24 protein-coding genes are annotated in these 24,883 nt (G+C 71.3%); 7 read left to right on the top strand and 17 right to left on the bottom strand.

The features are described 5' to 3' along the window. Window positions 1-3: 3 nt before the first annotated feature. The 13 genes from araA to ACVW00_RS01680 form a co-directional block, all read right to left on the bottom strand. On the bottom strand, window positions 4-1,536 hold the full coding sequence (gene araA, locus ACVW00_RS01740; RefSeq protein ID WP_457109182.1) for an L-arabinose isomerase: 1,533 nt from the start codon (window positions 1,534-1,536) through the stop codon (window positions 4-6). Then, window positions 1,536-2,237 (bottom strand): L-ribulose-5-phosphate 4-epimerase, encoded by a 702-nt coding sequence (locus ACVW00_RS01735; RefSeq protein WP_457109181.1) that lies wholly within the window; start codon window positions 2,235-2,237, stop codon window positions 1,536-1,538. The genes araA and ACVW00_RS01735 overlap by 1 nt, the downstream gene beginning before the upstream one ends. After that, complete coding sequence (araB, locus tag ACVW00_RS01730; RefSeq protein ID WP_457109180.1) at window positions 2,234-3,910, bottom strand: ribulokinase; 1,677 nt, start codon at window positions 3,908-3,910, stop codon at window positions 2,234-2,236. The genes ACVW00_RS01735 and araB overlap by 4 nt, the downstream gene beginning before the upstream one ends. Continuing rightward, window positions 3,910-4,977 (bottom strand): LacI family DNA-binding transcriptional regulator, encoded by a 1,068-nt coding sequence (locus ACVW00_RS01725; RefSeq protein ID WP_457109179.1) that lies wholly within the window; start codon window positions 4,975-4,977, stop codon window positions 3,910-3,912. The genes araB and ACVW00_RS01725 overlap by 1 nt, the downstream gene beginning before the upstream one ends. After that, window positions 4,974-5,990, bottom strand: a complete 1,017-nt coding sequence (gene yjfF / locus ACVW00_RS01720) for a galactofuranose ABC transporter, permease protein YjfF (RefSeq protein ID WP_457109178.1) — start codon at window positions 5,988-5,990, stop codon at window positions 4,974-4,976. The genes ACVW00_RS01725 and yjfF overlap by 4 nt, the downstream gene beginning before the upstream one ends. Further along, on the bottom strand, window positions 5,987-7,075 hold the full coding sequence (locus ACVW00_RS01715) for an ABC transporter permease (RefSeq protein ID WP_457109177.1): 1,089 nt from the start codon (window positions 7,073-7,075) through the stop codon (window positions 5,987-5,989). The genes yjfF and ACVW00_RS01715 overlap by 4 nt, the downstream gene beginning before the upstream one ends. Then, entirely contained in the window at window positions 7,068-8,639 is a 1,572-nt protein-coding gene (locus tag ACVW00_RS01710; protein ID WP_457109176.1) for a sugar ABC transporter ATP-binding protein, read from the bottom strand. The genes ACVW00_RS01715 and ACVW00_RS01710 overlap by 8 nt, the downstream gene beginning before the upstream one ends. Window positions 8,640-8,830: 191 nt before the next feature. Then, a complete protein-coding gene (locus ACVW00_RS01705; RefSeq protein ID WP_457109175.1) occupies window positions 8,831-9,826 on the bottom strand; it encodes an ABC transporter substrate-binding protein in 996 nt (331 codons plus the stop codon). Between the two features lie 126 nt (window positions 9,827-9,952). Beyond that, the gene (locus tag ACVW00_RS01700) at window positions 9,953-11,023 is read right to left on the bottom strand and encodes an aldose epimerase family protein (protein WP_457109174.1); all 1,071 of its coding nucleotides are present in this window, start codon (window positions 11,021-11,023) and stop codon (window positions 9,953-9,955) included. A 26-nt stretch (window positions 11,024-11,049) separates the two neighbouring features. Continuing rightward, window positions 11,050-12,078 (bottom strand): LacI family DNA-binding transcriptional regulator, encoded by a 1,029-nt coding sequence (locus tag ACVW00_RS01695; RefSeq protein ID WP_457109173.1) that lies wholly within the window; start codon window positions 12,076-12,078, stop codon window positions 11,050-11,052. A 4-nt stretch (window positions 12,079-12,082) separates the two neighbouring features. Next, on the bottom strand, window positions 12,083-13,021 hold the full coding sequence (locus tag ACVW00_RS01690; protein ID WP_457109172.1) for a sterol desaturase family protein: 939 nt from the start codon (window positions 13,019-13,021) through the stop codon (window positions 12,083-12,085). Window positions 13,022-13,068: 47 nt separating this feature from the next. Next, a complete protein-coding gene (locus ACVW00_RS01685) occupies window positions 13,069-13,764 on the bottom strand; it encodes an AraC family transcriptional regulator (protein WP_457109171.1) in 696 nt (231 codons plus the stop codon). 24 nt (window positions 13,765-13,788) lie between these two features. Beyond that, entirely contained in the window at window positions 13,789-14,745 is a 957-nt protein-coding gene (locus tag ACVW00_RS01680; protein WP_457109170.1) for a transglycosylase SLT domain-containing protein, read from the bottom strand. Between the two features lie 120 nt (window positions 14,746-14,865). Here ACVW00_RS01680 and ACVW00_RS01675 point away from each other — a divergent pair, with 120 nt between their 5' ends. The 5 genes from ACVW00_RS01675 (at window position 14,866) to ssuE (ending at window position 19,622) form a co-directional block, all read left to right on the top strand. Next, window positions 14,866-15,888 (top strand): ABC transporter substrate-binding protein, encoded by a 1,023-nt coding sequence (locus tag ACVW00_RS01675; RefSeq protein ID WP_457109169.1) that lies wholly within the window; start codon window positions 14,866-14,868, stop codon window positions 15,886-15,888. Beyond that, on the top strand, window positions 15,888-16,757 hold the full coding sequence (locus tag ACVW00_RS01670; protein ID WP_457109168.1) for an ABC transporter ATP-binding protein: 870 nt from the start codon (window positions 15,888-15,890) through the stop codon (window positions 16,755-16,757). The genes ACVW00_RS01675 and ACVW00_RS01670 overlap by 1 nt, the downstream gene beginning before the upstream one ends. After that, on the top strand, window positions 16,750-17,589 hold the full coding sequence (locus tag ACVW00_RS01665; RefSeq protein WP_457109167.1) for an ABC transporter permease: 840 nt from the start codon (window positions 16,750-16,752) through the stop codon (window positions 17,587-17,589). The genes ACVW00_RS01670 and ACVW00_RS01665 overlap by 8 nt, the downstream gene beginning before the upstream one ends. A gap of 25 nt (window positions 17,590-17,614) precedes the next feature. Then, window positions 17,615-18,949, top strand: a complete 1,335-nt coding sequence (locus ACVW00_RS01660) for an LLM class flavin-dependent oxidoreductase (RefSeq protein WP_457109166.1) — start codon at window positions 17,615-17,617, stop codon at window positions 18,947-18,949. Between the two features lie 100 nt (window positions 18,950-19,049). Then, window positions 19,050-19,622, top strand: coding sequence for an NADPH-dependent FMN reductase (ssuE, locus tag ACVW00_RS01655; protein WP_457109165.1), 573 nt, complete (start codon window positions 19,050-19,052; stop codon window positions 19,620-19,622). 6 nt (window positions 19,623-19,628) lie between these two features. Here the strand turns inward: ssuE and ACVW00_RS01650 are convergent, their stop codons facing one another. Both ACVW00_RS01650 and ACVW00_RS01645 read right to left on the bottom strand, forming a co-directional pair. Continuing rightward, window positions 19,629-20,435, bottom strand: coding sequence for a COG4705 family protein (locus ACVW00_RS01650; RefSeq protein WP_457109164.1), 807 nt, complete (start codon window positions 20,433-20,435; stop codon window positions 19,629-19,631). 59 nt (window positions 20,436-20,494) lie between these two features. Beyond that, complete coding sequence (locus ACVW00_RS01645) at window positions 20,495-21,394, bottom strand: SDR family NAD(P)-dependent oxidoreductase (protein WP_457109163.1); 900 nt, start codon at window positions 21,392-21,394, stop codon at window positions 20,495-20,497. Window positions 21,395-21,527: 133 nt separating this feature from the next. On the opposite strand from ACVW00_RS01645, the gene ACVW00_RS01640 reads away from it, so the two are divergent. Continuing rightward, entirely contained in the window at window positions 21,528-22,982 is a 1,455-nt protein-coding gene (locus ACVW00_RS01640; RefSeq protein WP_457109162.1) for a cation:proton antiporter domain-containing protein, read from the top strand. Window positions 22,983-23,025: 43 nt separating this feature from the next. Beyond that, window positions 23,026-23,331, top strand: a complete 306-nt coding sequence (locus ACVW00_RS01635) for a GNAT family N-acetyltransferase (RefSeq protein WP_457109161.1) — start codon at window positions 23,026-23,028, stop codon at window positions 23,329-23,331. Between the two features lie 13 nt (window positions 23,332-23,344). Here the strand turns inward: ACVW00_RS01635 and ACVW00_RS01630 are convergent, their stop codons facing one another. Both ACVW00_RS01630 and ACVW00_RS01625 read right to left on the bottom strand, forming a co-directional pair. Further along, a complete protein-coding gene (locus ACVW00_RS01630) occupies window positions 23,345-23,980 on the bottom strand; it encodes a class I SAM-dependent methyltransferase (protein ID WP_457109160.1) in 636 nt (211 codons plus the stop codon). 9 nt (window positions 23,981-23,989) lie between these two features. Continuing rightward, window positions 23,990-24,562 (bottom strand): dihydrofolate reductase family protein, encoded by a 573-nt coding sequence (locus ACVW00_RS01625; RefSeq protein ID WP_457109159.1) that lies wholly within the window; start codon window positions 24,560-24,562, stop codon window positions 23,990-23,992. Window positions 24,563-24,883: the final 321 nt, after the last annotated feature.

The raw sequence follows: 24,883 nt of genomic DNA, 5'->3' as shown, positions 1-24,883 counted from the left end.
CCGTCACCGGCCCAGGCCCTCGGCCAGCCGGTGGTAGGCGGCGTTCCAGCGCAGCTCGCGCCGGAAGCTGCGTGTGGTGGTGTCGTCATCGATCACGAGGACCTCGGTGCCGACCATCTCGGCGAAGTCCTCCAGCGTCTCCAGCTCCACGGCAGTCGACAATACGGTGTGGTGCGGCGCTCCGGCCATCAGCCAGGACTCCGCCGACGTGGCCAGGGACGGCCTCGGCTCCCAGACCGCGCAGGCGACGGGCAGCTTCGGCAGGTCCTCGTCGGGGTCGACGACGTCGATGTCGTTGACGGTCAGGCGGAACCGGTCGCCGAGGTCGGACAGCCCCGCGACCAGACCGGGGCCGGGGTCGGCGGTGAACCGCAGCCGCACCGGATCCTCCCGGCCGCCGATCGACAGCGGGTGGATCTCCAGCGACGGCGTCTGCGAGGTGATCGAGGGACAGACCTCGAGCATGTGCGCGCCGAGGATCTTCTCCTGTCCCGGGACCAGGTGGTAGGTGTAGTCCTCCATGAAGGACGTGCCGCCGGGCAGCCCGGCGCCCATCACCTTCATCGCCCGCAGCAGCACCGAGGTCTTCCAGTCGCCCTCGCCGCCGAACCCGTAGCCGTCGGCCATGAGCCGCTGCACGGCGAGCCCGGGGAGCTGTCGCAGCCCGCCGAGGTCCTCGAAGTTCGTCGTGAACGCGCCGAACCCACCCTCGGTGAGGAAGGCCCGCAGGCCGAGCTCGATGCGGGCGCCGTCACGCAGCGACTCGTGCCGCTCGGCACCGGGAAGGAGCTCGGGCGCGACCTGGTAGCTGTCGGCGTACTCGATGACGAGCTTGTCGATGTCGTCGTCGCCGACGGCGTCGACCTTCGCGACCAGGTCGTTCACGCCGTAGGTGTTCACCGAGACGCCGAAGCGCAGCTGTGCGTCGACCTTGTCACCCTCGGTGACCGCGACGTCGCGCATGTTGTCGCCGAAGCGGACCAGCTTGAGCCCGCGCAGCTCGTCGCGCGCCAGGGCGGCGCGCGACCACGCGGCGATCCGGGCGCGGACCACCGGGGAGTCGACGTGGCCGGCCACCGTCTTGCGAGGTACGCCGATCCGCGACTGGATGTAGCCGAACTCCCGGTCGCCGTGGGCGGCCTGGTTGAGGTTCATGAAGTCCATGTCGATCGTCGACCAGGGCAGCGCCATGCCGGCCTGCGTGTGCAGGTGCAGCAGTGGCTTGGCGAGGGCATCGAGCCCGGCGATCCACATCTTCGCCGGGGAGAAGGTGTGCATCCACGCGATCACGCCCACGCACTGCGGTGCGCTGTTGGCCTCGAGCATCTGCCGGTGGATCGCAGCGGCGTCGAGGAGCACCGGCTTCCACACGACGGAGACGGGCAGCTCGCCGGGGGCGTCCAGGCGAGCGGCGATGGCCTGGGACTGCGCAGCGACCTGCTCGAGCGTCTCGGGGCCGTACAGGCCCTGGCTCCCGGTGAGGAACCAGATCTCGGCCGGCTGGGCGGACGCTCGCGGTGCGGCTGGGGTGCTCATCATTCCTCCGTGGCTGACTGCGGTTCAGGCTGGCCGTAGACGTTCTGGTAGCGGTCGAAGAGCCGGTCGACCTGGTCCGGCTCGATCGCGATCGGCTCGCCGAGCTGGCGGGACAGGTGCACGGTCCGGGCGACGTCCTCGCACATCACCGCAGCCTTGACGGCCGCGCGTGCGCTGGACCCGATGGCGAACACGCCGTGGTTCGCCATCAGCACTGCCGGCGACCGGCTGCCCGAGAGCGTCTCGACGATGCCGCGGCCGATCGAGTCGTCACCGATCACGGCGAACGGCCCGACCGGGACCTCACCGCCGAACTCGTCGGCGATCATCGTCAGCACGCACGGGATCGGCTCGCGGCGCGCGGCCCACGCGGTCGCGTACGCCGAGTGCGTGTGCACCACGCCGCCGACCTCGGGCAGGTGCCGGTAGACGTAGGCCTGCGCCTCGGTGTCCGAGGACGGGGCGTGCTCACCTTCGACCACCCGGCCGTCGAGGTCGCAGACCACCATGTTCTCCGGTGTCAGCTCGTCGTAGGAGACGCCGCTCGGCTTGATCACGAGCAGGTCGTGCCCGGGGACGCGCGCCGAGACGTTGCCGGCGGTCCACACCACCAGCTCGTAGCGGATCAGCTCGGCGTGCAGCGCGCACACCTCGCGCCGGATCGTGGCGATGGTGGCCGTCACGTCACTGACCGCCGTCATCGGCTCGTCCCCCTCAGCCGGCGCTCGACCGCCGCGCGGCGGATCGCCTTGAGCCTGCGCATCGCCGGGGAACGGCGGCCGAACTCGTCGTGCAGGGCGAGGTACTCGGCGAACAGCTCGTCGTAGGCCGCCGCCCGGCCCTCGTCCGGCACGAACACGTCGTGGCGCACCTTCCCCATGCTCTTCGCGGCCAGGGGCACGTCGGCGTACGCGCCGGCCGCGACCGCGGCGTGGATCGCCGAGCCGAGTGCCGGTCCCTGCTCCGACCCGATCACCGACATCGGCAGCCGGGTGACGTCGGCATAGATCTGCATGAGCAGCTCGTTCTTAGCCAGGCCACCCGCGACCACGAACTCCTCGACCGGTACGCCGGCGTCGCGGAAGGTCTCGACGATGACCCGGGTGCCGAACGCCGTCGCCTCGATCAGGGCCCGGTAGATGTCCTCGGGCCGGGTCGACAGGGTCAGGCCCATCACCAGTCCGGAGAGCTCGTGGTCGACGAGCACCGAGCGATTGCCGCTGAGCCAGTCGAGCGCGACCAGGCCGTGCTCGCCGATCTCCTGCTGCGCCGCGAGCCGGGTGAGGTGCTCGTGCACCGACTCCCCCGCCGCTGCGGCCGCCTGTGTGGCGGAGGCGGGAACCGCGTGCTCGGTGAACCAGGCGAAGATGTCGCCGACACCGCTCTGCCCCGCCTCGTAGCCCCACCGGCCGGCGACGATGCCGCCGTCGACGACGCCGCACATCCCGGGGACCTCGCGCACGACGTCCGCACTCATGACGTGGCAGGTCGACGTGCCCATGATCGCGACCATCTGTCCGGGCGCCACTGCCTGGGCCGCCGGCGCGGTCACGTGCGCGTCGACATTGCCGACCGCGACCGCGATGCCCTCGGGCAGGCCGGTCCAGCCGGCCGCCTCGGCGGTGAGGGTGCCGGCGCGCGAGCCCAGCGCGCCGATCCGGTGGTCGAGCTTGTCGGGGACGAACGCCTCGAAGCCGGGCGCGAGGGCCCCGAGGAAGTCGGCCGACGGGTAGTGGCCGTCCTGGTAGATGCCCTTGTAGCCGGCGGTGCACGCGTTGCGGACGTACTCCCCGCACAGCTGCCACACGATCCAGTCGGCGGCCTCGACCCAGTGGTCCATCGCGTCGTACAGCTCGCGGTCGTCCTCGAACAGCTCCAGCCCCTTGGCGAACTCCCACTCCGAGGAGATCAGCCCGCCGTAGCGCGGCAGCCAGGTCTCGCCGCGGTCCGCGGCGAGAGCGTTGATCCGGTCGGCCTGCGGCTGCGCGGCATGGTGCTTCCAGAGCTTCACGTAGGCGTGCGCGCGGCCCTCGAGACCGGGCACCTCGCACAGCGGCGTGCCGTCGGCGAGCGCCGGCACCATCGTGCAGGCGGTGAAGTCGGTGGCGATGCCGATCACGTCGGCGGGGTCGACACCGGACGCGGCGAGCGCCGCCGGTACGGCGGTCCGGAGCACCTCGCGGTAGTCGTCGGGCACCTGCAGTGCCCAGTCGGGCGGCAACGGCGTCCCGTCGGGCAGCTGACGGTCGAGCACTCCGTGGGCGTACTCGTGCACCGCGGTGCCGAGCTCGGCGCCGTCGGAGACGCGTACGACGAGCGCACGGCCGGACAGCGTGCCGAAGTCGACGCCGACGACGTACTGGTGGGCGGACATCAGCGCCTTCCCCTCTGCGGCGGAGCGGTGCTCGCACGGGTCACGAGCTCCGGCTGGATGAGCCCGGCGGGGACGTCGTCCTCGGGCGCCGGGTCGGCGATCGCGCTCTGCAGCATCTCGATGGCCCGGTGCCCCAGGGCCGTGAAGTCCTGACGGACGGTGGTCAGTGGCGGGATCAGGAACGCCGCCTCCGGGATGTCGTCGAAGCCGACGACGCTCACGTCGCCCGGCACCGATCGGCCCGCCTCCCAGAGGGCGCGCAGCAGGCCGAGCGCCATCTGGTCGTTGGCCGCGAAGACGGCCGTCAGGTCGTCGCGCTTCGCGAGTGCGTGGCCGGTGCGGTAGCCGCTCTCGGCCGTCCAGTCGCCCTCGACGTGCGGAGAGGGACGCAGCCCGGCGCCGTGCATCGCCTGCTCCCAGCCACGAAGACGGCCACGCGCCTCGGTCCACTGCATCGGGCCGGCGAGGTGGACGACCTCGGTGTGCCCGAGGTCGAGCAGGTGCTGGGTGGCGAGCGCGGCCCCGGCGACCTGGTCGACGCCGACGGTCCAGCGCGCCTTCTCCAGCGAGCCCTCCACCACGACCACCGGGATGCCGGCGACCTCCTGGTGGCGGGCGACCTCGACGGCGTCGTCGTTGGCGGCGATCAGCACGATGCCCTCCACCCGCTGGTCGCGCAGGTGGTCCACCGCGTCGCTGACCGCGTTGCGGGTCAGGTCGTGCACGTTGACCGAGCTGACGAAGTAGCCGGCCTCGCGGCCGGCTGCCTGGATCGCGCGGTGGACCGAGCTCGGACCCCAGAAGCCGCTCTTGGAGCCGATCACGCCCACGGTGCCGGAGCGCTTGGTCACCAGGGCACGCGCCGCTGAGTTCGGCCGGTAGCCGAGCTGGCGGATCGCCTCCTCGACGCGCAGCCGCGTCGCCGGGCGCAGGTTCGTCTGCCCGTTGATCACCCGCGAGACGGTCTGGTGGGAGACACCCGCGAGCCGCGCGACATCGGCCATCACGGGTGCCCGCGCAGCGGGAGGCCGCCGGTCGGGGACTGCGCTGTCGAGCCGACCGGTCATGTCTGCCGCCGTGTGACCAGGCGCTGCACGACCACGAACGCCAGCAGCAGGACGCCGATGGAGATCTTGGTCCACCACGAGCTGAGGGTGCCGTCGAAGGAGATGAAGGTCTGGATCGTGCCCAGCACGAGCACGCCGAGCACCGAGCCGATCACGAACCCGCGACCACCGGTGAGCAGCGTGCCGCCGATGACGACCGCGGCGATGGCGTCGAGCTCCATGCCGACGGCGTGCAGGCTGTAGCCGGAGAGCATGTAGAGCCCGAAGAGCAGGCCGGCGATGGCCGAGCAGAGCCCGCTGACGACGTACACGCCGACCTTGACCCGCGCGACCGGGAGCCCCATCAGCAGCGCCGAGGTCTCGCTGCCGCCGATGGCGTAGACCGTGCGGCCCAGCCGGGTGCGGTGGAGCACCCAGGCGGCCACGGCCACGACGAGCAGGGCCACGACGACCGCCCAGGTCGTGTAGTAGCCGCCGGGCAGGGTGATGCTCGCCTCGGCGAAGCTGGAGAAGGCGTGGTTGTCGATCGGCAGCGGCCGTCCGGCCAGCAGGAAGCAGAGCCCGCGGGCGAAGAACAGGCCCGCCAGGGTCGCGATGAAGGGCTGGACGTCGAAGTAGTGGATCGCCAGCCCCATCAGCAGCCCGAGGGTGCTGCCGACCAGCAGGACCAGCACGCAGGCGGCCAGGGGCGGCCATCCCGCCTCCATCGTCCGCGCGGCCACGACCGTCGACAGCGCGACCACCGACCCGACGCTGAGGTCGATGCCGCCGGTGAGGATCACGAAGGTCATCCCGACGGCCAGCACGATCAGGAACGAGTTGTCGATGAAGAGGTTGAGCACCACCTGCGGGTCGGAGAACCCCGGGTAGCGCACCGCCCCGGCGCCGAACATCCCGACCAGCAGGGCGAAGGTGGTGATCACCGGCACGAAGCGGCTCGGTGGCGTGAAGGTCCGCAGGCGGTCCCAGACGGACTCGCCGGCCCCCGTGGCGAGCGGATCGGCCGTGGTCATGCCGTCACCGCCTTCGCACCGGCGTGGGGTCGTCGGCGCACCGTGAGCAGGGCACGGGCCTTCGGCGACTGCAGCAGGCAGACCGCGATCACCACGATCGCCTTGAAGAGGTAGTTCATCTCCGAGGGGATGCCGATCACGTTGATGGTGGTCTTGAGGGTCTGGATGAACAGCGCGCCGATCAGCGTGCCGGTCAGGGAGAACCGTCCTCCGGCGAGCGAGGTACCGCCGATGACGACGGCGAGGATCGCGTCGAGCTCGATCCAGAGTCCGTTGTTGTTCGCGTCTGCGGCGGCCGTGTTCGCCGAGATCATCAGCCCGGCCAGGCCGGCGCAGAAGCCCGAGAAGGCGTAGACGGTCCACAGGATGGTGCGCGCCCGCACGCCCGCGAGCCGGCTGGCCTCGGGGTTGATGCCGACCGCCTCGATCAGCATGCCCAGGGCGGTACGCCGGGCCAGCAGGCCGGTCACCGCGAACAGCGCCAGCGCGAGGAGGATGGCGAACGGCAGCGCGAGCACGAAGCCGCTGGACAGGAACTCGAAGTGGGTGTTGTGGACCAGGGTGATCTGCCCGCCCGTGACGAGCATCGCGATGCCGCGACCGGCCGTCATCAGCACCAGGGTCGCGATGATCGGCTGGATCCCGAGCACGGCGACGAGGAAGCCGTTCCAGAGCCCGAGCGCGACGCAGGTGGCCAGCGCGAGCGAGCAGGCGACGAGCATCGTGCCCAGCGCGGACTCGTGCGAGGAGCCGGCGATCGAGACGCACGCCACCGCCCCGGCGATCGCGGCGATCGCACCGACGGAGAGATCGATGCCGCGGGTGGCGATGACCAGCGTCATGCCGAGCCCGATCAGCAGCACCGGCGCCGCGTTGCGCAGGATGTCGATCACGTTGCCGTAGAGGTCGCCGTCCTGGACCCGCACCGACAGGAAGTCGGGGTGGACGACGAGGTTGACCAGCACCAGCGCGAGCAGCGCCAGCACCGGCCACAGCAGCGAGCTGCCGGAGAGCCGGGCGGCGAGGCCCGGCCGCTGGTCGGCGGTCTCCTCGTCGGGACGGACGGGGGCAGCGGTCTCAGGCATCGGACTCTTCCTCCTGCCGGACCGAGCCGGCGATGATCTCGAGCACGTCGCTGACCTTGAGGTCGTCGTTCAGCCGTTCGGCGACCTTCGCGCGGTCGCGCATCACCACCACCCGGTCGCTGAGGCGCAGGACCTCCTCGAGCTCCGCGGAGATGAAGACCACCGAGACGCCCTGGTGGGCGAGGTCGGCGACCAGCTGCTGGATCTGCGCCTTCGCGCCGATGTCGATGCCCCGGGTCGGCTCGTCGAGGATCAGCACCTGCGGCTCGGTGATCAGCCAGCGTGCGAGCAGGACCTTCTGCTGGTTGCCGCCGCTCAGGTTGCGCATGAGCGCGTTGGGGTCGGCGGGGCGGATGTCGAGCGCCTCGATGTACTGCCGGACGAGCTTGGACCGCATGGCCGCCGGGATCGGCCGGAGCCAGCCGCGCCGCGCCTGGAGGGCCAGGAGCATGTTGTCGGCGAGCGTGAGGTCCTCGATGACGCCTTCTGCGCGGCGGTTCTCGCTCGAGAAGGCGAGCTTGCGCTGGATCGCCTGGCGCGGGCTGCGGAGGTGGCCGGGCTGCTGGTTGACGTCCAGGGTGCCGTGGTCGGAGGTGTCCGCGCCGAAGAGCAGGCGCGCGAGCTCGGTGCGACCGGAGCCGAGGAGGCCGGCGATCCCGACGACCTCGCCCTCGAACACGTCGAGGTCGGTGGCCTCGAGCGATCCCTTCCGCCCGAGCCCGAGCGCCTTGAGCACCGGCGCCGCGGTGCGGTCGACCCCGGCTCCGCTGGCGTTCTCCAGGCGCTCCAGGGCGGCCAGCTCGCGGCCGATCATCATCTGCACGACCTCGAGCTGCGTGGTCTGGCTGGTGAGCACCTCGCCGACGAGCCGGCCGTTGCGCAGCACCGTCATCCGGTCGCTGATCTCGAAGACCTGGTCGAGGAAGTGGGAGACGAAGACGATCGCGACGCCGTGCTCGCGCAGCGTCCGCATCACCGAGAAGAGCATCGCGACCTCGTCGGCGTCGAGGCTGGAGGTCGGCTCGTCCAGGATGAGCACGCGTGCGTCGACGTCGACGCCGCGCGCGATCGCGACCAGCTGCTGCACCGCGATGGGGTGGGCCCCCAGCTCGGAGGCCGGGTCGACCTCGATGCCCAGCCGGTCGAGCGTCGCCGCCGCCTGCCGGTTCATCGCCTTGAAGTCGATCCCGCCGCGGCGGCGGGGCTCGCGGCCGAGCAGCATGTTCTCGGCGACGGTGAGGTTCGGGACCAGGTTGATCTCCTGGTACACCGTGCTGATCCCGGCGGCCTGCGACGCCGCCGGCGAGGAGAAGGTCTGCTGCTGCCCACCGACGACCACCGTGCCGGAGTCGATCGCGTAGACGCCCGTGAGCGCCTTGATCATCGTCGACTTGCCGGCACCGTTCTCACCCATCAGGGCGTGCACCTCGCCGGGGAACAGCCGGAGGTCTACTCCGTCGAGGGCCGGTACGCCGCCGAACGCGATCGAGATGCCGCGCATCTCGATCACCGGGTCCGACGCGTCACTGGCCGCGCCGCGCGGCTGGACGTGCATCTGCGTCATCATTCCCTCTTCCGGGGTCGTGCTTCCTGGGTCGTGCTTCCCGGGTCCGCCGCCGGACCGTCCAGGTGAGGACGGTCCGGCGGCCCCAGGCGCGGACCGTCCCGTGCGGCCTCGCGTTCGTGCCCCTTGGTCGGTCCCGGCGCCGGTCATCTGGCAGGTCGTGCCGGCCGGCGCCGGGTCCGAAGGGTGGATCAGTACTGCCGGGTGGGCAGGGCCGCGGTGGCCTGCGCCTGGTCGAACGCGGTCTCCGTGGTGAGCACCCGCTGCGGGACCGACTTGCCGGCCACGACCTTCTTGGCCAGGTCCATCAGCTGGGGCCCGAGGAGCGGGTTGCACTCGACGATGTAGTTGATCTCGCCCTGCGACAGCGCGGTCATGCCGTCCTTGGTGGCGTCGATCGTGATGATCTTGATGTCCTTGCCGGGCGTCAGGCCGGCGGCCTTGATCGCCTCGATGGCGCCCAGACCCTCGTCGTCGTTGTGGGCGAAGAGGACGTCGATGCCCTTCTGCGACTTCAGGAAGGCCTCCATGACCTGCTTGCCGCCGTCACGGGTGAAGTCCCCGGTCTGCGAGGCGATCACCTTGATGTTGGAGTCGGACGCGATGGTGTCCTCGAAGCCCTTCTTGCGGTCGATGGCCGGGGCCGCACCGGTCGTGCCCTCGATCTCGACGACGTTGATCTTGCCGTCACCGTTGACGTCGGAGGTGGAGGCGTTGTCGAGCAGCCACTGGCCGGCCTTCTGGCCTTCCTTGACGAAGTCGGAGCCGAGGAAGCTCTTGTAGAGCGAGGTGTCCTTGGAGTCCACGGCGCGGTCGGTGAGGATCACCGGGATGTGCGCCCGCTTGGCCTCCTGGAGAACCGCGTCCCAGCCGGTCTCCACGACCGGGCTGAAGGCGATCACGTCGACCTTCTGCTGGATGTAGGACCGGATCGCCTTGATCTGGTTCTCCTGCTTCTGCTGCGCATCGGAGAACTTGAGGTCGATGCCGTCCTTCTTGGCACTCGCCTGGATCGACTTGGTGTTCGCCGTCCGCCAGCCACTCTCGGCACCCACCTGGGCGAAGCCCATGGTGATGGTCTTGCCGCTGGTGCTGCCCGACGACTTGTCGGAGTTGCCGCACGCCGTGAGCATGAGCGACCCCAAGGCGATCGCGCTTGCCGCGATCAGGATCTTCTTCTTCGCCACCACTGTGTTTCCTCCAGATCAACGGGCGGTCTTGCCCTTGTGACCGACGTCACTGCCGAGAGTGTGAGCGCTAACATTCCGCCACGTCAAGGGTTCCGCCGAGATTCGTGGCAGAAATGTGAGCGCTCACCCGCGACTGCGCCCGAACTGTGCCGAATCGGGCTCCTGGGTGCCGAACCGCCACACGATGCGGGAGCGGTAGGTCTCTCCGGGGCGTAGCACGGCCGACCCGAACTGCGGCCGGTTGGGAGTGTCGGGGAAGAGCTGGGGCTCGAGCGCGATGCCGTCGCCCTGCCGGTAGCGGCCGCCGTCCGCGGAGGGACGGGTGCCGTCGAGGAAGTTGCCGGTGTAGACCTGGAGGCCGGGCTGGTCGGTGTGCAGCTCGAGCGTCGTACCGGTACGCCGGGAGGACAGCACCGCGGCGCGCCGCAGGCCCTCCCCGTGCAGCACGTAGTTGTGGTCGATGCCGCGGGCCCAGCCGACCTGCTCCTCCCCGGAGCGCACCGCAGGGCCGATCGCTGCCGGCGCGCGGAAGTCGAAGGCGGTGCCGGCGACCGGGGCGTGCGCGCCGAGCGGGATGCCGTTGCGGTCCACCGGGGTGTACTCCTCGGCATCGACCCTCAGTACGTGGTCGTCGATCGTGCCCGCACCGGCACCGTCGAGGTTGAAGTAGGCGTGGCTGGTCAGGTTCACGACCGTCGTCGCGTCGGTGGTGGCGGTGAGGTCGACGCGCACGTCGCTGCGGACGACCTCGAAGCGTGCAGTCGCGTGCAGCGTGCCCGGGAATCCCTGGTCGCCGTCGGGGCTGACCAGGCTGAGCTGCGCGTGGACCTCGGAGTGGTCGACGATCTCCCACACCCGGCGGTCGAACCCGTCCGGCCCGCCGTGGAGGCTGTTGCCGCGGTCGTGCGTCCCGACGACGACCTGCGCACCCTCGAGCGGGAAGCGCCCGCCCGCGATCCTGTTCGCGTACCTGCCAACGGTGCTGCCGAGGTAGTCCGAGGACTCCAGGTACTCCTGCGGCGTTGCCTGGCCGAGCACGACGTCGCGCCGCACTCCGTCGCCGCAGCCGACCTCGAGCGACTGCACGGTGGCGCCGAGGTCGAGGAGCACGAGCACCGGCCCCGGGGGCTCGCCGAGCAGGATGCGGCGCACCGGTCGCCCGTCCGGCAGCGTGCCGGCCCCGCTCACTCCCACGGTGTGAACGTTAACATCAGCCAGCGTCACGCAGGGCGCATCGGCCCGGACGAGCTGCGCGCGACGAGCCTCGGCTCGACCAGCTCCACGACCGGGTCGGCCTCGCCGTCGAGGGCACGGAGGGCAAGCTCGACGGCGCACCGGCCGAGGCTGGCGAAGTCCTGGTTGACCGTCGTGAGCGAGGGCCAGTAGTACGCCGCCTCGGGCACGTCGTCGAAGCCGACGACGCTGACGTCCCCCGGCACGCGGCGGCCCTGCTCGTGCAGGGCCTTGAGCACCCCGAGGGCCATCGCGTCATTCGCCGCGAAGACCGCGGTCACGTCGTGGTCCTCGGCGATCTGCAGCCCGGCAGCGTAGCCGCTCTCCGCCGACCAGTCGCCCGCGAGCTCCGGGCCGGGGAGCAGCCCGCGGTCGGACTGGGCGACACGCCAGCCCTCGCGCCGCTGCTCGGCCTCGACCCAGTCCATCGGCCCGGTCACGTGGGCGACACGGCGGTGGCCGAGGTCGAGGAGGTGCTCGGTCGCCGCGCGCGCGCCGGCGAGCTGGTCGACGCCCGCGGCCATCGTCTGTCCGGCCGAGACGCCCTGCACGACCACGACCGGGATCGCCAGCTGCAGGGCGCGCGTCTCCGCCACCGCATCGCGCTGGGCGACCGCGACGACGAGCGCCTCCACCGCCTGGTCGAGCAGCCGCTCGACGGCGTCGCGCAGCGACCGGGCGGAGAACTCGGAGAGCCCGACCAGCGACACGTCGTACCCCGCCCGGTGGCCGGCGTCCTGTACGGCGGCGCCGATCATGCTCGGTCCGTAGAGCACCAGGTGCGCGGAGATCACGCCGATCCGCCCACTCCGGTTCGTCGCCAGCATCCGCGCCGCCATGTTGCGGCGGTAGCCGAGCTCGTCGATGGCCGCGAGCACCCGGGCGCGCGTCTCCTCCCGCACCAGCGGCGAGTCGTTGAGCACCCGGGAGACGGTCTGGTGCGAGACCCCCGCGTGCTTGGCGACGTCGGCCATGCTCGGCGGCCGGCCGTTCCTCGTCGCCCGCGGCTCGGTCATGGCGTCATCGTAGGGACGTCGAACGCCCGCGGTCCCGAATTGGCAGGTCATCGGTCAGGTCGGAGGGCTCGTCGACGACCCTGGGCACGTGCGCGCACGCCCCCGAGGCCCGGAACGGCTCGGCCATCTGGGCCGGCCAGGGCACGGGGTAGCTCGGCTTCGCCGACATGCCGAGGTCCGCGCTGGAGAACCGCCGCGTCGGGTCGAACGAGAAGGTCCCGAAGAGGTGGTCCCAGACGAGCGTGAAGAGACCGAAGTTCACGTCACCGACGCCTGCCCACTTGAGGTGGTGGAAGCGATGGCCCTCGTTGAGCGAGAGCACCGTGCGAAGCGGGCCGACGCGGTAGTCGACGTTGGAGTGCTGCAGCAGGAGCTGGAGCGCCACGCACACCGCCAGGGCGGTCGCCACGTCGGCCGGGATCCCCAGCAGGATCAGCGGAAGCACGCCGACCGCCGTCTCGAAGACCTGGGAGACCGGGTGCTTCATCAGGCCGTTGAAGCCGTACGCCCGCCTCACCGAGTGGTGCACGGCGTGGAAGCGCCAGAGCACGTCGAAGTGGTGCGAGGCGAGGTGCGCGACCGTGATGCCGAGGTCGGCGACGACCACGGCCAGGACCACCTGCGCGACGACCGGGAGCGCTGTCGGCCAGAGGCCCGGGCTGAGGCCCACGGAGGCGAGCAGTGGGATCACGCCGACGCTGAGCAGCATCACCGTCTCGTTGACCGCCGCGTGGGTGACGTCGCGGCCGACGTCACCCTGGCCCTGGTTCCAGGCCTCCTCGTAGGGCAGCAGGCGCTCGGCCCCGAACGACGCCGCGACGCCGGCGACCACGACCAGCGGAAAGGCCCACACCGGCGCGTGCCGGCCGGCCAGCACGACCGCCGCTCCGCCGAGGACCAGGTACATGAACGGCACGTAGCCGTACCTCACGAGGATGCGCATGCCTCGAGGGTGTCGCCGACCGCACCCCGGGGGCTTGGACGAAACGATCAGGACTCGATGCTCAGGTGCGCGATCGCCTCCGACGGCGCGAGCCCGAACATCTCGCGGCAGGCGCGGGTCGCGTGCGAGCCGTCGCTGAACCCGGCCGCGGCGGCGGCGTCGGTGATCGAGGCACCTGACGCCACCTGCTCGAGCGCGACCAGCAGCCGGATCCACCGGGCGTAGGACTGGACGGTCAGGCCGAGGTCGGCGCGCGCCCGGCGGCGAAGGGTCGGCTCCGAGATCGCCAGCGCCCGGGCGAGCTCCGAGACCTCCGCGCGCTCGGGCAGGCGCGTCCTGACCCACTCCTCGACGCGCGCGCCGAACGTGCCTTCGGCCGGTCTCGCGACGGCCTCCAGCGCCGCAGCCACCATCGCCGCGCGCTCGTGGTCCGCCCAGTCGCGGACCGACGCCTCCCAGGAGCCGTGGGGCGTAGCCCAGGCGCTCGACGGATCGAGGAACATCGTCGTGCCGACGACACCGGGCTCGACGCTCACCCGGTGGCGAGCGCGAGCCGGGATGACGAGGGTCGCCGCCGACACCGAGGCGCCCGAGCCGTCCGTCACCTCGACCTCGCCACGCTCGCAGCGGTAGAGCTGGACAGCGGCGTGCGCGTGCGGCTCCGCGCTGCCGATCTCTCCGCGGAACGCGACGACGCCCGGACGGATCCGGAGCGCGCCCCGCCACGGCTCGGGTGCGGGCATGCCGCCGAATCTAGCCGCGGGCCGTCAGCCGCCCTCGAGGGACACGGGCCGGACGGTCGGGTAGCCCTCGGGGAGGACGTAGGTGCCGCGCACGAGGTGGTAGAGCACGCGCCAGCTCCAGTAGCCGCGGTAGGCGGCCTTCGAGCGCTGCATCGTGCGGGCGTACTCGGTCACCGCACCGACGTACCGGTCCGAGGGGTTGTAGTGCCGCAGGGCACCGGCCATGTCCGCAGGTGCACCGTGCGCCGCGAGGAGACGGGCCGCGGCCTGGATGGCGTCGTGCGGGTCGTTGATGTCGCCGCCGGCGCCGTACCGGTCCCAGGTGGCCGGCAGGAACTGCATCGGTCCGAGGGCCCCGGCCGTGCTCGGCCCACGGATCCGGCCCATCCGGGTCTCGACCAGGTGGATCGCGGCCAGGTAGGCCCAGGGCACGCCGGTGCGCTGCTCCGCCTCGCGGTAGTAGCCGAGCAGCACCGCGGGCGGCGGCGGCGCGATGATCCGCCACGGCGGAAACTTCCGCTTGGGCTCGGTGATCACGGTCAGCAGCTGGGCGGCCGTCACGTCACCGCGGGTCTGCCGAGCCGCGGCGTCATCCATGGCGGCCAACGCCGTCCGCCGGAATGTCGCGGACCCCAGCACGAGCGCCCGGACCGCGAGCTGCTGGAGCTCGCCGGCCTGCCGGACCTCGCCCCGGGTCGCGTGCCGGTCGCGAAGCGTCGCCACCGCACCGTCGAGCTGGCTCGCAAGGGCTGTTGGGTCGACGGAAGGCACCCCGGCTTCCGCGGTCGCGGTGCTCACGGCGGACGCCGTCGGGGTGCTCCCCGCCGACGCAGTCGGAGTGCTCTCGCGCGGTGCCGGGTCGGTCCGGACCGGGCTCCCGGTGCTGCACGCCGCGACCAGGCAGGCGATCGCCGTCACGGCGAGGGCCCGTCGGGCAACCCGCGCGACCACGGAGCGTCGGTGGCCGTCCGCGTCGCGCATGGCACTGTCCTACACCTTTCGCAGCCGACGGACACGCCGTTCTGGACCCCTGAGTTGCAGGCCGTCTTCGTTCGTGTAATCTCTACTATTCCAGTAGACAAACACTCGAAAGGCTGACCGATGAGAGTCCCCGTCGCCCCCAAGATCGCGGCCGCGCTCGCCGCCCTCCTGCTCGCGGGAGTGGGTCTCACCGGCTGCGCCGAGAGCGCAGCGTCCGGCAGCAAGGGCACCGACACCATCCGCTACCAGGGCTACCAGGGCTCGGTGAACCTCCCCGAGCTGGCCAAGGCGCTCGGCTACCTCGACGGCGTCAAGCTGAAGTACGTCGGCACGGTCCAGGGCGGTCCGCAGTCCATCGCCGCGCTGGTCAGCAACCAGGTCGACTACGGCGCCGCGTTCAACGGGGCGATCGCGCAGATCGCCTCCACGGGCGCACCGATCACCTCGGTGATCTCCTACTACGGGTCCAGCGACGCCGTGCGCTCCTCGATCCTGGCCAAGAGCGACGGTGCGATCGCGTCCGCCAAGGACCTGATCGGCAAGAAGGTCGCGGTCAACACGCTCGGCGCCAACGCCGAGGCAGTCCTGGACACCTACCTGGCCAAGGGCGGCCTGAGCCAGGACGAGATCAAGAAGGTCACCCTCGTGCCGCTGCCCGGCATCAACGAGGAGGCGGCGCTCCGCGAGGGCAAGGTCGACGCGGCGTACCTCGGCGGTGCGCTCCAGGAGTCGGCCCTCAGCCGCCCGGGCCTGAAGGTGCTGACCACCGACGTCGACCTGGTCGGGCCGTACAACGGCGGCAGCATCGTGCTTCGCGACCAGTTCATCAAGCAGAACCCCGACCTCACCAAGAAGTTCGTCGCAGGTCTGGCCAAGGCCGTCGACTACGCCTCGACCCACCCCGTCGACGAGGTCAAGGCGAAGCTGCAGGCCTGGCTGACCCAGCAGGGACGGCCCGACGACGCGAAGGCGCTTGCCCTGTGGAAGGGCCTCGGCATCGCGACCAAGGCCGGCCTGATCCGTGACCAGGACTTCGACCTCTGGCTCGACTGGCTCAAGTCCCGCGGTGACGTCAAGGCCGACGCGATCAAGGCCTCCGACATCTACACCAACAAGTACAACCCGTACGCCGAGGAGGGCTGATGAGCAGCGCGATCGAGCTGAACGGCGTACGCCAGGTCTTCCACGTGCGCGACAAGGGCGGCCGCCCGCAGGAGTTCGTCGCCCTCGACGGGCTCGACCTCACCATCCGGGCGGGTGAGCTGTTCGTGCTCGTCGGGCCCAGTGGCTGCGGCAAGTCCACGGTGCTCGACCTGATCAGCGGCCTCAACCGGCCGGCAGGCGGGTCGATCCGGGTCGGTGGCCGTGAGGTCACCGAGCCGGGCCTGGACCGGGGGTTCGTGTTCCAGCAGTACACCCTGCTCCCCTGGCGCACGGCACAGGGCAACATCGAGTTCGCGCTCGAGGCGGCCGGTGGACTGAGCCGCGCGGAGCGTCGTGAGCGGGCGCGTACGTACCTGGAGCTGGTCGGCCTCACCGAGTTCGCCGACCGCTACCCGCACGAGCTCTCGGGCGGGATGAAGCAGCGCGTGGCGATCGCGCGCAGCCTGTCCTACGAGCCCGAGGTGCTGCTCATGGACGAGCCGTACGGCGCGCTCGACGCCCAGACCCGCGAGCGCCTCCAGCAGGAGCTGCTCTCCATCTGGCGGCGCACCGGGACGACGATCGTGTTCATCACCCACGACATCGACGAGGCAGTGTTCCTCGGCCAGCGCGTCGGGGTGATGAGCAACCGTCCCGGCCGGCTCAAGACGATCGTCGAGGTCGGTCTCGACCACGGCGGGCCGAACCAGGACGTCCGGTCGACCGAGCAGTTCGCCCGCCACCGCCACCACGTCTGGTCGCTGCTGCGCAGCGACCTCCAGGCGGCCGACGAGCCGGGGCTCGACTCCGGGCTGGAGTCCGGGCTGGAGCCTGGGCTGGAGCCTGGGGAGGTCGGTCGCGTTGCCTGATCTCCTCACCGAGCGCACCGCAGCCGCTCCGAACACGCGCCAGCAGGAAGCCGGCGAGGTGCGTGCCTCCCCTCGCGTCGGCACCGGCACGCGGACCTTCCTCCGCGGGCTCTTCGGAGTCATCCTGCTGGCGGCCATCTGGGAGGTCGCGCCGCGCGTCGGGCTCGTCAACGACTACTTCGTGCCTCCGCTGTCGCAGGTGCTGCACGCGTGGTGGGAGCTCTACCGGTCCGGCGAGCTCGCCAAGCACGTGCAGGCGAGCGTGGTCCGGTCGGCCACCGGGTTCTTCCTCGCGATCGCAGTCGCGATCCCGCTCGGCGGAGCCATCGCGTGGTACCGGCTGGTGCGCGAGGTGCTCACGCCACCCCTCGAGCTGTTCCGCAACACGGCGCCGCTGGCCCTGCTGCCGGTCTTCCTCCTGATCCTCGGCATCGGGGAGACCTCGAAGATCGCCATCGTCACCTACGCCTGCTTCTTCCCGGTGCTGCTGAACACGATCAGCGGGGTCAGCAACGTCGACCCGCAGCTGCTCCGGTCGGCGCGCGTGCTCGGGCTCTCGCCGGTCACCACCTTCCGCAAGGTCGTGTTCCCGGCCGCGCTGCCGACCATCTTCACCGGCATCCGGATCGCCGGCGCCACCGCCGTGCTCGTGCTGATCGCCGCCGAGATGATCGGCGCCACCGCGGGCCTGGGCTACTACATCAACTACGCGCAGAACAACTTCCTGATCGCGCCGATGTACGCCGCGATCCTCACCACCTCGGCGCTCGGCCTCGCGATCAACTACGGCCTCGTCTTCCTCGAACGCCGGCTGTCCCGCTGGCGTGCCTGAAAACCGCATCCACAGGAGAACCCAGATGACCGACCGACACCTCCACCTCAACGCGTTCCTGATGAGCGTGGGCCACCACGAGGCCGCGTGGCGGCTGCCCGAGAGCGACCCGTTCGCCTCCTCCGAGGTGACCCACTACCAGGAGCTCGCCCGGATCGCCGAGCGCGGCCTGATGGACTCCGTGTTCTTCGCCGACAGCCCGTCACTGATGACCAACCCGGCACGACGGCCGGCCGAGGCGATCGAGCCGACGCTGCTGCTCGCGGCGATGGCGGCGGTGACCGAGCGGATCGGCCTGATCGCGACCGGCTCCACGACGTACGACGAGCCCTACAACGTCGCCCGCCGGTTCGCGTCGCTCGACGCGATCAGCCACGGGCGGGCCGGCTGGAACGTCGTCACCTCCGCCGCTGAGGACGCCGGAGCCAACTTCGGCTTCAAGACGATCCCGGGACACGCGACCCGTTACGCACGGGCCCAGGAGTTCCTGGAGGTCGTCACCGGGCTGTGGTCGGGCTGGGAGCCGGGCGCGGTCGTGGCCGACAAGGCCGCCGGCGTGTACGCCGACCCGGCCCGGATCCACCCGCTCGACCACCACGGCGAGCACTTCTCGGTCCGCGGTCCGCTCAACGTGGGGCGCAGCGAGCAGGGGTGGCCGGTGCTCGTCCAGGCCGGCTCCTCCCCGGCCGGCATCGCCCTCGCGGCGCGGTTCGCGGAGGCGGTGTTCACCGCGCAGCGCAGCATCGAGGACGGCCAGGCCTTCTACCGTGAGCTCAAGGCTGCCGTGGGCCGCGCCGGGCGCAACCCCGAGCACCTCAAGGTGCTCCCGGGCATCGTGCCGGTGATCGGCGGCACCGAGGAGGAGGCGCTGCGGCTCGAGCGCCAGCTCGACGACCTGATGGTGCACGAGCACGCGCTCCACCAGCTCGCCGAGCAGATCGGGATCCCCGCCGACGAGATCGACCTCGACGGTCCGCTGCCCGAGCGGGTGCGGCCCACCGAGGACATCCAGGGCAACCGGAGCCGCTACGAGCTGACCCTCGACATGGCCCACAAGGAGCAGCTCACCGTCCGTCAGCTGCTGAACCGGCTCGGCGGCGGGCGCGGGCACCGCACCTTCGCCGGGACTCCGGAGCAGGTCGCCGACTCGATCGAGCAGTGGTTCCTGGGCGGCGCGGCCGACGGCTTCAACATCATGCCGGCCGTGCTCCCGTCGGGCCTCGAGGCGTTCGTCGACCACGTGGTGCCGCTCCTGCAGCAGCGCGGCCTCTTCCGGCGCGAGTACGCCGGCCGCACGCTGCGCGACCACTACGGGCTGCCTGTCCCGGGCGGGTCGGAGCTGGACCAGGTGAGCGCGTGACGCTCACCTCCCGGCTCCGGCCCGAGGCGCCGCGGCACCGCACCATCTGACCCGGCCGTCTGACCCCGGCCCTGATCTGCGAATCCAAGGAGCAACATCCATGGCACACGTCCTCGCCGTCTCCGGCAGCCCGATGGAGGTGTCCCGGAGCGCCGTCCTGCTCCGGCACGTGACCGACATCGTCACCGCGAGCGGCCACACGGTCGACACCCTGCGCATCCGCGACCTGCCGGCCCAGGCACTGCTGCACGCGGACTTCGCGGACCCGGCGATCCGTGACTCGATGGCGAGGCTCGAGCGGGCCGATGCGGTGGTGGTGGCGACGCCCGTCTACAAGGCGGCGTTCTCCGGCCTGCTCAAGTGCTGGCTCGACCTCACCCCCCAGTTCGGGCTGCGCGGGAAGTCGGTGCTGCCCCTGGCGACCGGGGGCAGCATCGCGCACGCGCTCGCCCTGGACTACGCCCTGCGTCCGGTGCTGACCTCGATGGAGGCCCGGCACGTCGTCAACGGCTTCCTGGTGCTGGACCGGTTCATCGAGTCGCCGTCCCCGGTCGAGCCGTCCCCGCTGGTCGCGCCGGTGAACATCCATGCCGAGGCTGCTCCGGCGCTGCTCAAGGTCGTCGAGGGCTTCCTCGAGTCCCTGGACACCCCTGCCGCCCGCGTCGTCGCCTGAGGGCGCTCAACCGATCGGGTCGAGGTCCGCGTCGGGGAGCTTGAGGTCGTCTGCCTGCCGCGCGTCGTGAGCACCCTCGACGTCACTGTGCGTGAGCGTCAGGTAGAGCACGAAGGCGGCGAAGATCGCCAGGCCGAGCCCGAAGACCGCACCGTCACCCCAGCCGACGCCGCCCTGCGAGGGGGGCTTGCCGAGCCAGTCGGCCACCGATGCGCCGAGCGGACGGGTCAGCACGTAGGACGCCCAGAAGGCGATGACCGCGTCCAGCCCGAGCCGCCAGAGCACGAGCGGCACCACGATGAGCACCCCGAAGAGGACGATCGACCAGGAGAACCCGAGGCCGAGGTTGATCGCCGTGGTGTCGCCGAGCGCGGTGCCGAGGCCGAAGGTGAGCAGCACGGTGCCCCAGTAGAAGCGCTCGCGTCGCGCCGTCGTGATCGAGTGCACCGAGAGGGTGCCCTCGCTCTGCTTCCACCAGATCAGCAGTGCGCACAGCGCGACCAGGTAGATGCACGAGTCGACGTAGTACGGCGTGCCCAGCGCGACGTGCGGACCGTCGGCGATCATCGTGCCGAAGAGGGCGACGCTGAGGACCGTCACCCAGTAGCGGACCGGGTGGTACGTCGTCGCGCGCAGCTGCAGTGCGAGCGCGGCGAAGAAGCCGCCGATGCCGACCACCGCGGCCAGCGGGATGCTCACCGTGCCGAGGTAGTCGGCGCCGGCCTCGCCGATCCCGGTCGTGAGCAGCTTGACCACCCAGAAGACGACGAAGACCTCGGGGACCTTGGGCGCACGGAAGACGCGAGTGTTCATCGGCCGAACGCTAGGAGCGCGCGGCTGACCGCAGCCTGACAGGCCGGCAGGCGTGGACCTCAGATGGCGTTCTTGCGGATCAGGTCGCCCAGGCCGGGGCTGATCGACTCCGCCCAGCTGACCATCCCGGCGGCCAGCGGAGTCACCCGGCGCGAGCGGCTGACCACGGCGTCGCAGACCACGCTCGCCGCCTGGTCGACGGTCAGCGCCGGCATCCGGCTGTAGAGCTTCGTCGGCGCGATCATCGGCGTGCGCACCAGCGGCATGTGCACGTTGGTGAACACCACCCCGTCGCCGAGCACCTCGCCCTGCACGGAGTCCGACCACGCCTCGAGCGCGGCCTTCGACGCGGCGTACCCCGAGAAGCGGGCCGGCCGCAGCACCGCGGCCCAGCTCGAGATGTTGACGACCTGTCCGGACTCGCGCTCGACCATCGTGGGCAGCAGGCCCATCGTCAGGCGCACCGCGGCGAAGTAGTTGAGCTGCATCGGCCGCTCGAAGTCGTGGAACCGGTCCACCGAGTGCCGGACCTTGCGGCGGATCGACATGCCGGCGTTGTTGACCAGGACGTCGACGTGGTCGTGCTGGTCGAGCACCTTGCTGACCAGTGCGTCGACCTGCTCGAGGTCGGTGAGGTCGCAGCGGTAGGCATGCGCCCGGCCACCGGAGGCAGCGACCTCCTCGACGACCTCCTGGAGGAGCTCCTCGCTGCGCGCCACCAGCAGCACCGTCGCGCCCGCGGCGGCGAGCCGCACCGACGCGGCCCGGCCGATGCCCGAGGACGCGCCGGTCACGAGCACCACCTTGCCGCCGACCGCGGTCCGGATCGCGGCGCTGCCGTCGCGGTCGCCGAAGCGGGTCGCCCGCGCGACCAGGCTGCGCGTGCTGATCGGCGTCGCGCCCAGGCTGTTGGCCCGGCGTACGACGGCGCGGGTGAGGCCACGGCGGCTCAGCTCCATCCCGCAAGGGTGCCACCGATCGTGCCGATGCGCGGTGTGACGTACCCCATGCGGCGGCAGCACTCCACTAGGCTGGTCCCAGGAGTGCCGGGAAGTCTGGTCGGCGACGTCTCGACGACCCTGGAGCCGCCCCGTGCACGACGTGATCCCGTTCGCCGTCGTGGTCGCGTGCGCCGCCCTGGCCGTCCTCGCGGCGACCGGCTCCTCGCGGCTCAGCGAGCGCACGCACATCCCCGCGCCGGCCCTGTTCCTGGTCGCCGCCTCGCTCCTCGTCGACCTGTTCCCGAGACTCGGCTCGCTCTCGGTGCACGCTGACCAGCGGATCGCGACGGTGGCCCTCGTGCTGATCCTCTTCGACGGCGGCATGCACATCGGCCTGCGTCGCTTCCGTCCGGTGGCGGGCGCAGTGGTGTGGGTCGGAGTGGCGGGCACGCTGGTCACCGCCGGAGCGCTCGCGGTCGCGGCGCACGGACTCTTCGACTTCGGCTGGCGGGCGGCGCTGCTGCTTGGGACGGCGCTGGCTCCGACCGACCCGGCCGTCGTGTTCTCCGTGCTCGGGCGGCGCGAGATCGCCGGACGCACCGGCACGCTGCTCGAGGGCGAGTCGGGCGCCAACGACCCGGTCGGCATCGCGCTGATGCTCGCCGTGCTCGGGTCGACCGGTGGCGGTGCCGGCGCGGTGTGGCACGGAGCGCTGGAGTTCGGTGCGCAGATGGCGATCGGCATCGGGTTCGGCGTCCTGGGTGGGCTCGGGCTGCGCTGGCTGCTCCAGCACCTGCCGATGCCCAACGCCGCCCTCTACCCGCTGCGCGCGGTCGCCTTCGCGCTGCTGGTCTACGGCGCCTGCACGCTCGCGCACGGCTCCGGCTTCCTCGCGGTGCTGCTCGCGGGGATCCTGGTCGGCGACACCCGGGCGCCCTACAAGCGGGAGATCGAGCGGTTCAGCTCGGCGACGAGCAGCCTCGCCGAGATCGTCGCGTTCACCGTCCTGGGTCTCTCGATCCCGCTGTCGGGCGCCTTCGGGGACGGCAGCGGCTGGACGGGGATCGGCCTGGCCGCGCTGCTGATCCTGGTCATCCGGCCGGTGCTCCTCAGCCTCGTGCTCGCGCCGATCCGGCTGCGGCGGGGCGAGCGGGCGTTCGTGCTGTGGTCGGGGCTCAAGGGCGCGGTGCCGATCCTGCTCGGCACCTACGTGCTGACCGAGGGGGTCCCCGGCGCCGACCGCATCTACGCGGTGATCTTCGTGGTCGTCCTGGTCTCGGTGGTCGTCCAGGGCGGCCTCGTGCCGACGCTGGCTCGCCTCTGGCGGGTGCCGATGCGCGTCCGCGAGCCCGAGCCGTGGGCGCTCGGGATGCGCTTCCGCGACGAGCCGGAAGGGCTGCACCGCTTCGTCGTCGGCCGCGGGTCCCGGGCGGACGGCACCGCGGTTGAGGACCTTCCCCTCGGCGAGGACATGTGGGTCAGCATGATCAGCCGGGCCGGCCGGCTCGTGCACGTCCGCGGCGACACCGTCCTCCTGGCCGACGACGACGTGCTGCTGCTCGCACCTGACGGCGACGCCGGCCGCGCTCTGTTCCGGCCGCGGTGAACGCGGGCCGACACGGTGTGGAGGCGCTCCGTAGTCTCCTCGTATGACGCAGGTCAGCAAGAACGCCGAGAGGTCCCGCTACGAGGCGCACGTCGACGGGGCGCTCGCCGGCGTGGCCGTCTTCCAGCTCACCGGCGAGCTCGTCGTGTTCACGCACACCGAGGTCGAGCCGGCGTACGAGGGCCACGGGATCGGGTCCGCGCTGGCCCGGTTCGCCCTGGACGACGTACGCGCCGACGGCACCCACCGGGTGCTGCCGCTGTGCCCGTTCATCAAGGGCTGGATCGACCACCACCCGGACTACGTCGACCTCGTGTACGGCCCGCCGGCCAGCACCGCGAAGGACTGAGCGTCTGCCGCGATCAGCCGTCGCTGCGGGCGAAGACGACCGCTCCCGGGACGTCGTCGTCCGGGCGGATCACCTGCTCGGCCTCGATCGTGAACCCCGCCTCGCGGAGCCAGCCCATGATCGTGCTCGGCCGCCGATGGTGGCCGTCGACGCTGATCGGACGACCCGTGTAGCCCTCGGACGTGTGCCGCGTCTCGTCTCCGACGTGGAACCCGACCAGCACCACGCCCTGCGGTCGCAAGACCCGACGGAACTCCTCGAACACGCCGGGAACGGCGTGGTCGGGCACGTGGATCACCGACCAGAACGCGACGATGCCCGCCACCGAGTCGTCCGGGAGGTCCAGGTCGGTCATCGTCCCGACCTCGAAGCGCAGGTCGGGATAGTCGTGCCGCGCGATCGCGATCATCTCCGGCGACAGGTCGATGCCGAACACGTCCACGCCGCTGTCGCGCAGGTAGCCGGTGACGTACCCCGGTCCGCAGCCCACGTCGGCGACGGGCCCGGCGTCGCCCACCAGCTCGGCGAAAACGTTCAGGCTCGCGCGGAGGTACGGCATGCCGTCGAGCAGTCCGCGCACCTTGTCGGCGTACCCGGAGGCATCTGTGTCGTACGACGCGCGCGTGTCGGACAGCCAGGCGTCGGCCATGCCGACACGTTAGCCCGGTCCGGTCACGTGTCCCGACGGGACGTAGATCAGCTCGAGCACTCCGCTCTTGAAGGCCGTGCTCTTCACCAGGCGCAGCTGCAAGGCTTCATCCAGCTCGGGGACCAGCGGCGCGCCCCTGCCGGTGATCGCCGGCAGCACCCACAGCCGGTACTCGTCGACCACGCCGAGCTTGATCAGCGAGTGCATGAACTCCGTGCCGCCCGCGGCGACGAGGTCCTTGCCGGGCTCGGCCTTGAGCTTCGCGATCTCCTCTGCCGTGTCGCCGCTGGCGATGCGGGTGTCGGGCCACTGATCGGCGTTCTCGAGCGTGCGGGAGAAGACGACCTTCGGGATCTCGTTCATGGCCCTGGCCGACGGGTGGTCCGACGTGGGCCAGTAGCCGGCCATGATCTCCCAGGTCTTCCGACCCATCAGGAAGGCGCCCGCCTCCCACAGTCGCTCGACGAAGTACGACTCCTGCTCGGCGTCGTCGATCCCCATCATCACGTCACGGATCCCGTTGTCCCCGTCGGCGCTCTTGCCGTCGAGTGAGACGTAGAACCCCAGGATCAGCTTGCGCATCGAGTCCTCCAGTTGGCTTGGTGGGTCGGGCGATCGGCCTCGACCTGCACATTGAGACTGGGCCCCGGTCGGAAACTCATCGGTGCGCAGTTGTCGGGTCAAGTGCGGCGTCCGAGCGTCCGGGGGTACCCGATCCGAAGCAGCGCCACTGTCGGGCCCGTCTGTGGATCAGCGGAAGCCCTCTAGTGCTACGGCCGGCGGCGCGATCCCCTCCAGAAGGCAACGAGACCGGCACATCCGATCACTACCAGGACTGCTGCCGTGCCGACGTCGGAGGACCACGCCCCCACCACGCCGGTGGTCAAGCAGAGCGCCGAGACG

The sequence above is a fragment of the Marmoricola sp. URHA0025 HA25 genome, from assembly GCF_054059435.1.
This window is presented reverse-complemented; position numbering and strand designations above follow the sequence as displayed.